The sequence below is a fragment of the Pseudoalteromonas sp. BSi20480 genome (assembly GCF_000241365.1).
GTDB classification, from domain to species: domain Bacteria; phylum Pseudomonadota; class Gammaproteobacteria; order Enterobacterales; family Alteromonadaceae; genus Pseudoalteromonas; species Pseudoalteromonas marina.
This window is the reverse complement of sequence record NZ_BADX01000082.1, coordinates 17,853-29,000: the sequence shown is the minus strand read 5'-3', so window position 1 is coordinate 29,000 and position 11,148 is coordinate 17,853. Positions and strand designations below refer to the sequence as shown.

Genomic DNA, 11,148 nt, shown 5'->3' with positions numbered 1-11,148 from the left:
GGTTAAGAGACTCTGCGCTTTTAGAGTAGTAATTAAGTGACTCGTTATTAAAACCAATAACTTAAATCAAGTAGCTTTGCTCTTCTCATTTACTACTCATTCACTCCTCTTTGTGCATTACAGTTTTATAAGCTCATTATTTCTAAATTTACTGGTAGATACCATCTCTCATTTTAAGCTTCAAGGCCGTATTTAACTTTCTTGGAGCTTAAACGCTTCCTGGTTTTTTATTACACCAAAACATATATGAATTAGCTTTCGCATATTTGCACACACAGCTTGCATCGGTGTTTTACCATTGTTTATTAACGTTAACTTGTGTCTCTTTATTGTTTTATTCCATTGCCCTGCAACAATGGCCGCCATATAAAGTTTGCATCGAATTCTGGCTGGCCCAAGTTTACTGATTGATGTTCGCCCTTTTAATTTACCCGATTCATTATGCCGTGGAATTAATCCACAATAAGCGGCAGCTTCTTTGGCTTTATTAAATTTTTTAGCCGCAAACAAATACGTTAGCTCTCTCGATAATACGGGCCCAATACCAGGGATAGACTCAAGTAGTTTCCTGTTTCTTTTTAAATCAGGTTCATTATCTATGTGGTTATCAATGTCAGATTTAAGCTGTTTAATTTCATCGTCTAAAAACGCGATAGTCACTTTTATCGATTGGCAAACACGCGCGGAAACGTTGCTGAATTCACTTGCTTCTAATCGGTTAGCCTCTCGTTGTCGGTTACTCTCAAGCGCATCTAAACGACGAATAAGGGCTTTAAGCTCTCTAATTGCTAATGCTTCAGGTTGCCAATAATTAACGACTGCGTGCTTAGCACAGCCATAATGAGCAAGCATCGTTGCATCAGATTTGTCTGTTTTGTGAATTATGTTTAAAGCGTCTGCATACTTTTTAGCTTTACTGGGATTCGCTAAAATAATATTAAAGCCTTGCTCGTGTAAAAAATACATCAGCGCTTCATGATAAACACCCATTGGTTCGAGGGTGATAACGAGCTCACTAGCAGCGCTTTTAGTTGTATTTAAAAGCCATTTTTCTATTGTTACAAAGTCTTGGCGCTTGTTTTTAAAGACTTTAGTTTTAATTTTATTTGTAAGTTGGTCTCTCAACCACGATAAATCAATCTTCTCTTTACTAATATCAATGCCGATAAACATCATCTCTACTTACTCCCCTTGTACATACAGCATCTACTTAAATAAAAGTGTGCTTGGATACCATTCAGTTTCTGAGAATAGAAAATCAGGGCCTTATCTACGGAGCAGTATTAAATACTAGACGCACAGGCAAGCTCACTGACTTCGATGTGATAAATGATAGCTAATCATTTATCAATGAGAGATACAAGACGCGCAGCTTGCTGGCGTTTAAAAGCAACGCTTTTACGGGGGTTAATAAAATGATTGTGTTACCACGGAGAAGTGAAGGAGAAGATCAGAAAAAGTGACCAACCCAATATTTTTTAACTCTGTGTAGCGCGAAGCGCCTCGGTGTGCTCTGTGGTAATAAAAAGATCACTTAATACCATCACTTTGGCTACTCATTTTCTTTGTATTCACTTCTCTTGCCGCATTAAAGCCCTTAAAAACCCAATTATTCACAAAGAGGTTTAGAGACGCTTCGCTTTTAGAGAAGTGATCAAGTAGCTCGGCTCTTCTCATTTACTCCTCATTTTGTTCTCTTTGTGCATTACGCTTTTAAATAACTAACACACTTTAATAAACAGGAATAAACTCGCCCTTAACCTGCTTCGACGCCTTTAACCACACTAAATACGCCTGCTCGTAATCTATAAAATAGGTAGAAAGCGCATTTAAAATCACCTCATTATCAAGCGTATTGCACGGGTTTTTAGCCTCAGCCTGCACAATCGCCTTTAACACCCTTCTGCCCTGCTTATGCTGAATAAAAAACGCCAACCAATTATTCGCATTTGCATATAAATCGCTTCGGTAAGACTGCTGCTCCCACAACGCCTCTGAATCAATTAACGACCTAAACTCCATATACGTCCGGCGTACACGGTAGGTAGGAATAGCAATAGTTCGGTTAGTTTTATAAATCAGCGTGTTTTCAAAAACCTCAGCTATTCCCTCGTTTAACCACCTAGGGGTACTGCCAATTAAATTAAAATTAATGACATGCATTGCCTCGTGAATTGCTACGCGTAAACTACTTTGCGGATCGGCCTTATCAAACCTCACTAACGCCGTATTATTTTTACCAAAATAAATCCCCGCATTGTTGCTTGGTAAAGCCCCAAAACGCGACACATAATCGTCGTAATAATTATTAGGTAATACAACCAAGTTCATTAAAATGGGTCTGTCGGGGTATAAACCAAATAAGTTTTGATACTTTTCGTATGCTTCAAATAAACGAATACGCAGCGTTTTATGGTAATCGCTATTTACATTAGGGGTAATTAAATTAACAGAGGTGTAAGGGCCTATATCAAATTTTTCGGCTGTAAAATCGAGATTATCGTTTAACTGCGACAGCTCACTTTGCGCGTATTCAAGCTCTTCAGGATCATGAATCAACTCACAACTACTTTGTTGCACTGGGGCAGGTTTTGGCTGAGCTTTTACTTTACTGGCTACATTATCAACACGCTTATCGTTAACGGTTTCAGTAGTATACACATGCGTATAACTCTCAGCATTTTCAGCTTTGTGCGTATAGTTATTTACTTCAACCACAGCGCTATTTGGTTTATAAAAAAAGTGTAAAACCAGCAACACCACAACCAACAACAATACATGACGTGTTTTTATTTTCATTAAATTAGCCCAGCATAATAGTTAAACAACAATACTTAAAAAACAAAACTCACACTAGGGCTAACGCTAAAAATAACTAAAATATCATTTTACGTATTAAAAGTTATGCGCCTTAAACGGTGTTTTTAACCACTGGGCATAAACCTTACTAAAATTAGGAAACTGAGAGTGCAGCATGTTTTTTAACTGCTTGGGCTGCAATTTATTACAAGGGGACTCCTGCTCGGCTAGCATTATATTTTTAAGTAATATTCTCCCCTGCGATGAATCCATCAAAAAGTAAATTGTCGCCCAACTACTTGCGTATAATTTACTCGTATTGTTTTGTTTCCACGACTCTTCTGAACCTATTAACCTGCTAATATTAAAAACGCCCTTAGCGAGTTTATTATTTATTGTCCATGAGGTATTAGGCTCTACAATACCGGTTTGCATATGGTTTTTAGTAATTTCAAAGTACTCTGCAAACCCTTCATTTAACCACCTAGGCGTATAACCTAGTACAGCTTTATTAATCGCATGAACCGCTTCATGCACCGCTGTGCTCATTGCACTTTGAGTATTTCTATACTCTATAAACGCAGAGTTACTAGCATGAAAATACATCCCCACTGAATTTCTAGGGTCGCCACCGCGCTGCTTAATAGCCACCTCATAAGAGCCTCTAGTAGGCAAAACAGTCAAATTTAGCTTCACTTTTTTAAGTGCGTGCACACCAATTATTTGACCATAAACCTTAAAAACAGTATTAAGCTTTATGCGTAAAGCTTGGTTAAAAGACGACGGTAACTTAGGGGTATTTAAGGTTAAATCAAAGTAATCGAGCGGCGCTTTAAAACCTGAATCGTACGTTGCAACTGCAAAGTTAGGTTTTTCATCGGTAAAATGCACAACGCCTTGGCTATCTGTCCAAGTATAAATATCGCCATTGCGTTCATATTTAACTTCCCCTAAAGAGGTATCAACACACCGAGTAATATCGGCCTGAGGAAAATGAAAATCAGTAGACGTTTTATTGCCCTGAATTTTCACAACAGTTTTATTTATTGCTGTTTTTGTTATCGATGGTTCTAAATTTTGTGTGCTTAAACTTTTATAAATGCGCTTAGCTTCACCAATCGGATCGTAAAAATTAAATACACGCCCAGTTAAATGGTTAGCCACTAAGCCACAAGCAATTACAAACAAAAAAAATATAAACACAACACGCAACTTAGTTTTAAACATAATTACGGCTTCCCTTTCCACTGCGCTTCAAACAATGCTTTTTGTTTACCCCTATATTCACTGCACCAAACAAACTCTGATGTGTTCATTCCTTTTTTACGGCAGCGCTCAGGCAACTTATAAAATTTTGACCATGCATCTAGCTTTGCTTTATTACTATAGCTATCGCTATATAAAGACATAGTTGCCACTTTTTGATTCAGTAGTGTACTGTTATTTGAAGAGTAAGCCCGTGCAGGTTTAACGTATTTGCGTGTAGCTGCTTTTTTAGGTTTATCGCAATGATTAGCAAGCTCTTTAAATAAAAAAGTAAAGCGGGTTTTAAGCCTTTCACCTTCAGCTGCTTTGTAACCATGGCGCATTTTTGCGCGAATATGTTCACGCTCTTTTTTAATGCCATCGCAACGCGATTGCGAGTAAGCATCGCCGGCAAAAACTTCAGCGGTAAATAAAGTAGTAGAAACTACCAAAATCCATTTAATCATCACTTTTCCTTTACTTGCAGTGCTTAAAATTTATTTTTATAAAGCAGAATATAAGTGATTGCTGTTAATTTATAAATACAATGATTAATAAATCTGGAGGCGCAAAGCTTGCTTGCGCGAAAGCGCAGCTTTTAAAATAATTTACTTATATCGCGTTGGCGATGGCAACCAAGGGGCGGATACCGCCGACCGCCCCTTGGAACCCCACGTCGCCCCGAGGATCACACTATTGCCTCAATTTAAATTAATGATATGAACATAACCATCGAAGATAGGCACAACTTTCACATCCATGTACGCTCTCCAGTTCAGGTATCCCTCCCCTCTCGTTCAAAACTGCATTTTTCACCCATGGCCAAGCTACGCTTTTTAACAACATCCATGCTGTAAATTACTCATCATTAATTTAATTTCAGGTTTAATCAAGGGGGAATTGTCTTAGCACTTACCTTCAAATTTGTTGTTGCTATTGCTGTTAGGTATATTGAGTTATCTTAATTATTTGAGTAATTTATATGGCAGCTAACTTACCGACATCACTAAACTTCACTCAATACCGTGATTTAGTAAAAAAGCTCAAACAGGGTAAATCATTACCTACAGCCATTTATTTACATAAAAGTTCATTAGCAGAAGCCCCACCATCACAATTGTTAAGCTTCATAACAAACACAGTAAACAAACTTGAAGTAGAACAACCGTGGAACCTAATTAAACTCTATAAACGCGACTTAAAATTTACTCTACTTAACTACCCTGATTTTGATGAATACGCTTACCCAGCACTCCATACCAGCCATACTATAGATGCCCAAGAGCTAACATTAAAAACAACTAACTACAGTGGCTCAAATAATCCCCCCATATTGCACCGTAAAGAAACCTTTGTTCTCCCAAATTATCCTCACTATCCATTATTTAAAGATATTACCAACGAAGGTGAACAAATAGGCCTGTACCAAAACACCAAGAGTATTGGTTTTAAACAGCAATGGGAAAACTTAATTAAACGCAAAGGCTACAAGCTTGATGAGCAAGGCAGATTACACAAAGTAGCTGAGTTACCAGAGCCTATAGTTGAAAATGAACCACAAACAATAAAGCGACATTTAACAGCTATAAATCGTGATAGGCTTTCAGCGCCTTTTCAAAAACTAGCAAAGTACGGTTATTTAAATGGTGAATATTCAATACTTGATTATGGCTGCGGCTTAGCTGACGACGCAACTGAGCTAGAAGCCCACGGGTTAAATATTAACGCATGGGACCCAGTACACAGGCCAAACGGAGGAAAGCAAGTAAGTGATATTGTTAATTTAGGTTTTGTACTCAATGTTATTGAAGATCAACAAGAGCGTATAGATACACTAAAAACGGCTTTTCAGCATACTAAAAAATTGCTTTTAGTGTCAGTAATGCTCGCAAACGAAACGAAGCAAGAACACTTCAAACAATATAAAGACGGCGTAATAACTAAATGGAATACCTTTCAAAAATACTATAGCCAAGCCCAAATAAGAGCTTACATAGAGCAAACCCTAAACGTTAAAACAATGGCGTTTGGGCAAGGTATTATCGCTATTTTTAAATGCCCACAATTAGAAGAGGCACATCACTTAGAGCTACAATTTCAAAATTATAATTGGCAACATATAACCCAAAGGCCGCAGCCAAAAGCTTTACCCAAAGCCCAGCAAAAAACCTTGTTTGAAAAACACAAAACTCTGCTTGATGATTTTTGGCAACATTGCCTGCACTTAGGCCGTTTACCTGCAAACGATGAGTTTGAACAAAGCGCAGCATTACGTAAATACTTTGCCAGCCACAACAAAGCATTTAGCTTGCTACAAAATTACTACGAACAAAATGAGTTTGAGCAAGCGCAACAAAAACGAAAAACCGATTTACTGGTGTATTTTGCACTTAGCTTATTTGGTAAACGCCAGGCTAAAAGCCATATGCCTGCAAGGCTGACGCGAGATTTAAAAGTACATTTTAGCGATTACAACCAAGCATTAGAGCAAGCAAAGCAACTGCTGTTCTCGATTGCAGACCCCGCTAATATTGGCAATTCCTGTTACCAAGCCTTTGGTCAAATTCAGCTCGGTGAGTTACACGACAACCACTCATATATTTTACCCACTCGTTACTTAAACCAGCTCCCCGCAATACTGCGTGTATACATAGGCTGTGCGGTGCAATTGTATGGCGATATTGACGACGTAGATTTAGTAAAAATACATATGCGTTCAGGCAAAGTGACATTTTTAAAATACGATGACTTTAATAAAAAGCTGCCACTGCTCACTGAGCGAATAAAAGTCAAAATGCTAGAGCAAGATATAGACTATTTTTACTACGGCGATGCTTACCCCTACCAGCCCTTTTATAATAAAATAAATTATTTACAAAAAGACAGTAGCGAATACATAAGCCAACAACGCTTTGATAAAAAATTAGCCGATATGCTAAAAGGCGTGACCAAAGCAGAATGGCCCAATTGGCCTATTTTACTCAAGGTGTTTGACTATTGGGGTGTTGAGTTGAAAGGCAATAAGTTTTATACCAAGTCTAATTCAAAATCATAAATCGGAATATTACTTCTTGTTACACCAATTTCGCGATCAATCATTATTTCAGCAAGTGTTTGCCCGTCAATCAACACAATAGGCACACAACCTCTCTTGAAGGCTATATCTTGAGCTTCTTTTGTAAATTCACTAGTGGTTATAAAAATGCCTTGTTGGTACTCGCCTTGAATATCTCCTCTAAACTGTGAAATATCAGGGCGTGATACCTTGTTAGTGCGCTTGTAACGCTTACATTGCGCTGCAACATGTAATTGTGAGATACCTACTTCTAAGTAGCCATGAACATCAATCCCGCCGTCTCGGCCGCGTTGAGTTACAATCATATCCTCGAATCCATACCTATCTAAGAACCGCTGGCAGAATAGCTCAAATTCTTCCGGTTCTAAGCTATATAGATGATCAATAATATGATTAATTGTTGTTTGTTTTAGTTTTTTGGCAAGCTCTTTAACTAAACTCAAATTATCTAAAGCACTTTCTGCTATCTGGTCGGGTACTGGCTTTTTTTGTTTGTAAGCTACTAACGAATACAGTCCTTTATCATCTTTTATAAAAAATTTATTTTTAGCTTCGCAAGACCACGATGTTTGCTCACAATGTCTTTCTATTTGGACTCGTAAAACAGCAAGAGGGTCTTTTGCACCAAACTTATAGAGAGAGCGTTCCATAATCTTACTGTAAATTTGTTTGAGACTACTCGGTGCACCCAAAAGATATAAAGCCTCTTTCGCAGCCTCTAAATAGTAAGCTTTGTCATTATTTGTCCTTTGATTGTATTGGGCTTTACAAGCCAGCACGTTTGCCAAGAAGCCCATTCACCTTGTCACCAAAAAAATGAAGGTCGCTAATAATCTCTTTGTGGCGTGATTCAATTTCACTATTTATCACATGGTGTAAACGGTGTAGTGCTTGTTTTTCCGTTAGTAGTCCCGTTTGCTTTTGGCAACTAATCAAAGATACTTTATATTGAGCGGTTCTGTAACGAGACCAAGCACGCGTGTACCCTTCTAATCGATTTATTAAGTAGAATATAAATGTCATTCCTAGGCCAATACCTAGTAAGGGTATAACACAGGCTTCCCAATTTAACTCCAGTATTTTTAATAAAGCAGGCACAAAATAAATTGCGATAAAACACCAGTTAGATTTTGATTTGATAACGCCTCTATCTGTCACAAAATCAGGGAGTAAACTAATAGTTAAAATTAAGCATGGTAACGATACTAAAAGCCATAATTCAATACCGTCATAACTGCCTTCAAACTTGTTTATACAAAATAACGAACCTGCGAACATAGCTAAAAATAGCCCTTGTTTCATTGCAAAACGACACACGTTACTTTTTTTAGCAAACCAATTAACGTAACTATTTAAATAGTCAGAGTAATTGCTACATTGGCGTTCAAAGGTTTGGTATTTAGTAAAATCAGCCCATTGAGGTGAGCTTGCTTTTTTTGTATTTTTCTTTCTTCATTTTAATAACTTAACTTCTTAAATCGCCAAATTTTACCATTACGCACTATCTGCTCCAGTTTCGTAATTGCCTCCATAGATGAAAGACCCAAATCATTCTCAAGAGTGAGTAAAATATGAGCATACTCGTTTCTTAAGTTTGTGGCGAAAATACCTGGGTCATCAGAACCCAATACTACTGGTACTTCCATACCTTTTTCATCGGTTACTCCTAACCAATCAAAAATATGATGTTCTCGGTAATGTTCATAAAAACTAATTCTCACATTACTGGTTGGTAAGCTCTCGATAGCCATGTGTCGACGATTAATTTTACCAAGTACATATTTTTGTAATAGTCTAAATACTTCGTAATCGAATGATCTTTCGCAAGAACAATCCGTGTTAACTTCAACCAACTCTTCATAACGAAATACAATTGTAGAATCAGTAACTCCATGATATTTCGTATATATTAAAAATGCGTCTTTATTTTCTCTCTCAGCAATTTCTATTTTTTCAAGCTCATCTTTTATATCATTCCTAAGATAAGTATCTTTATCACGCTTAATGCCAAAGGCTAATAACGGATCTAAGTACCTTAACTTCCATGCTTCAAAAAGCAAATCCGGTTCATAAGCTTTTTTATACACATCTAAAGATAGCCTCCTTATTTCTGCAGCTATTAAATGCAAAACTCTACCGCTAATAGATTCCTCACATAAATGCTTATAAGCAAATACCAAGTCATCAAGTCTCTCACCTCGCTTGATGACAATACTATCGCCTATTCTTTCTCGCCATATCTTTGGATTAATACCTACCGCTGTCCCATGACCAATTCTATTGCCTGTTTTCAAATCTAAGAAATCGATAGCTTCAGCCACAGTTCTTATACCAGAGAGTAAATGTACGTAATCTTCACCTGCATGATATGTAAAATTATGATAACCGCTTGTCCTTAAACGCCTAAAAATTGGAGCAAACACTTCAGGTCCAGCATCTAGTTCATTTGCAGCCGCATCAAACCCATATAAATAATCGCCCAAATTAGTATAACGTTCACTTAATGCATTTAAACTTCTACGCGTTTTCTCGAGTTGATTACGAAGCTCATAATGTCGGCATTGCCAAGAGAGCTTTTTATCTTCTCTATTTAATTCCCTAGTTCGTTTATCTTCACGCTTAATAAAGTGGGCAACTAAGCTCAGCTTTAAACTTGTAAAATTATTTTTGTCTGTAAGTAAATCACTTAAACTAAATGGGTCGTGTTTTTTTTAAAATTTTCTGATTGCGAATATGCTCTCAATTCACTGAACTGATAACACTTGTAATCGCTTAAGATAGTTCTCAATCGCTTTATATTACTTGGCAAATCTCGACTTGGAGCAAAGCGCCCCTCTAAATAATCAAGATCCCCTAAATCAGAATAGTTTAATTGATGGTAACGAGTTTGATATTCTTTCTCAGCCACACTCCGTATCTCATTAAAAGTAAACTTTTGAAACTGGTCAAAACCATATTGATTCGTCTGCTGGACAATTAGCCGATTAAACTGACATTTTATTAGCAAGTAATAATGAAGTGCTTGAGCAAATGCTTCATTCTTCGTATTTTCAAGATAATCAAAAAATGCAATTAAATAATATGCTTCTATAGCCAAAGGTGTTCTAACTTCAGGCGTAATATGCTCAAGTTTTTTGGAGACTAAAGTTTCAATATCAGCATAATAAGGTGCAGCAAATGTTGCATTTTTAGCTGCCTCAAAATCAGCTCTGTGATTTACATACTCTATATCTTTGAATTGTATTTCAAACCCTTTTGATAACGTTTTTTTATTATTAACATCATCGCATTTAGGTTGTTCTTGGTTAAAAACTTCATTTAATAACAATCGCCTTAATGCCCCGGCAATTCGTAAGCGTTTTAATTGTTCCTGTTGAGTTAACCCTATTTCATCAGCAGAATATAGCTCTTTCACTAAATCATTATTTTCCGCCCATTTTAGCTCTTTACTGAATTGCTGTGGCTTCTGAAGCGCAGAGACCCAAACAAGCTCAATTTCACTAGAACCATTTAAATGAATATGTAAATCATCTAGCTTAAGTCGTTCTATTAACTCATCAAGGCGAGGGTCTTTAATGCTTGGTAAAGCACTATAACGCACTTGTGGCTTTAAAAAGCGCTCGAAAAACTGTTTTATGTCACTTTTATCTACTAAAGATATAAAATCATGTTTTTTTTGTAATGCTTTAGCTACTGCAAGAAGTGGTGGTACCTCTGTAATAAGTTCTTGCCATTCAGCAAAGTTTTTAGATTCAATTAGAAATTGTCCATTATGGGTAGGCTCTACATACCGTTCTTCTAAGCTAGTAAGTACATCATTTAAAAACTTTAGTATTGTTGAGTTTTCTAAATCAAATAACCTTTTTAATCGGTTTTTAATTATATGATCAGGAGCTGAAGGTGTTCGTCTCCTTAACCCCTGAAATAAAATACGGCTAAATTCATGATTGTTTACCCCCCCATTTCTTAAATAGCTAAGTAAAGCCTCTGTATTACGAAAACTTTCTTTAATGATATTAGCTGGCACT

9 protein-coding genes are annotated in these 11,148 nt (G+C 36.9%); 1 reads left to right on the top strand and 8 read right to left on the bottom strand.

From position 1 onward, the window contains the following. Positions 1–192: 192 nt before the first annotated feature. The 4 genes from P20480_RS09275 to P20480_RS09290 form a co-directional block, all read right to left on the bottom strand. A complete protein-coding gene (locus P20480_RS09275) occupies positions 193–1,176 on the bottom strand; it encodes an IS110 family RNA-guided transposase (RefSeq protein WP_008129608.1) in 984 nt (327 codons plus the stop codon). A gap of 555 nt (positions 1,177–1,731) precedes the next feature. After that, entirely contained in the window at positions 1,732–2,799 is a 1,068-nt protein-coding gene (locus P20480_RS09280; RefSeq protein ID WP_008129605.1) for a hypothetical protein, read from the bottom strand. A 96-nt stretch (positions 2,800–2,895) separates the two neighbouring features. Then, positions 2,896–4,026, bottom strand: a complete 1,131-nt coding sequence (locus tag P20480_RS09285; RefSeq protein ID WP_008129604.1) for a DUF1570 domain-containing protein — start codon at positions 4,024–4,026, stop codon at positions 2,896–2,898. A 2-nt stretch (positions 4,027–4,028) separates the two neighbouring features. Beyond that, positions 4,029–4,511: a hypothetical protein gene (locus P20480_RS09290; RefSeq protein WP_008129602.1), complete on the bottom strand. Its 483-nt coding sequence runs from the start codon at positions 4,509–4,511 to the stop codon at positions 4,029–4,031. A 515-nt stretch (positions 4,512–5,026) separates the two neighbouring features. On the opposite strand from P20480_RS09290, the gene P20480_RS09295 reads away from it, so the two are divergent. Next, positions 5,027–7,099 (top strand): DNA phosphorothioation-associated putative methyltransferase, encoded by a 2,073-nt coding sequence (locus P20480_RS09295; protein ID WP_008129599.1) that lies wholly within the window; start codon positions 5,027–5,029, stop codon positions 7,097–7,099. Here the strand turns inward: P20480_RS09295 and P20480_RS09300 are convergent. The 4 genes from P20480_RS09300 to P20480_RS09315 all read right to left on the bottom strand — a co-directional run bounded on the left by P20480_RS09300 (position 7,072) and on the right by P20480_RS09315 (position 11,147). Continuing rightward, a complete protein-coding gene (locus P20480_RS09300) occupies positions 7,072–7,899 on the bottom strand; it encodes a restriction endonuclease (RefSeq protein ID WP_238530298.1) in 828 nt (275 codons plus the stop codon). The genes P20480_RS09295 and P20480_RS09300 overlap by 28 nt on opposite strands. Then, positions 7,886–8,422 (bottom strand): hypothetical protein, encoded by a 537-nt coding sequence (locus P20480_RS09305; RefSeq protein WP_008129595.1) that lies wholly within the window; start codon positions 8,420–8,422, stop codon positions 7,886–7,888. The genes P20480_RS09300 and P20480_RS09305 overlap by 14 nt, the downstream gene beginning before the upstream one ends. A 155-nt stretch (positions 8,423–8,577) precedes the next feature. Continuing rightward, positions 8,578–9,603 (bottom strand): amidohydrolase family protein, encoded by a 1,026-nt coding sequence (locus P20480_RS09310; protein WP_008129593.1) that lies wholly within the window; start codon positions 9,601–9,603, stop codon positions 8,578–8,580. A 203-nt stretch (positions 9,604–9,806) separates the two neighbouring features. After that, positions 9,807–11,147: a hypothetical protein gene (locus P20480_RS09315; protein ID WP_008129591.1), complete on the bottom strand. Its 1,341-nt coding sequence runs from the start codon at positions 11,145–11,147 to the stop codon at positions 9,807–9,809. Between the last annotated feature and the right edge of the window lies 1 nt (position 11,148).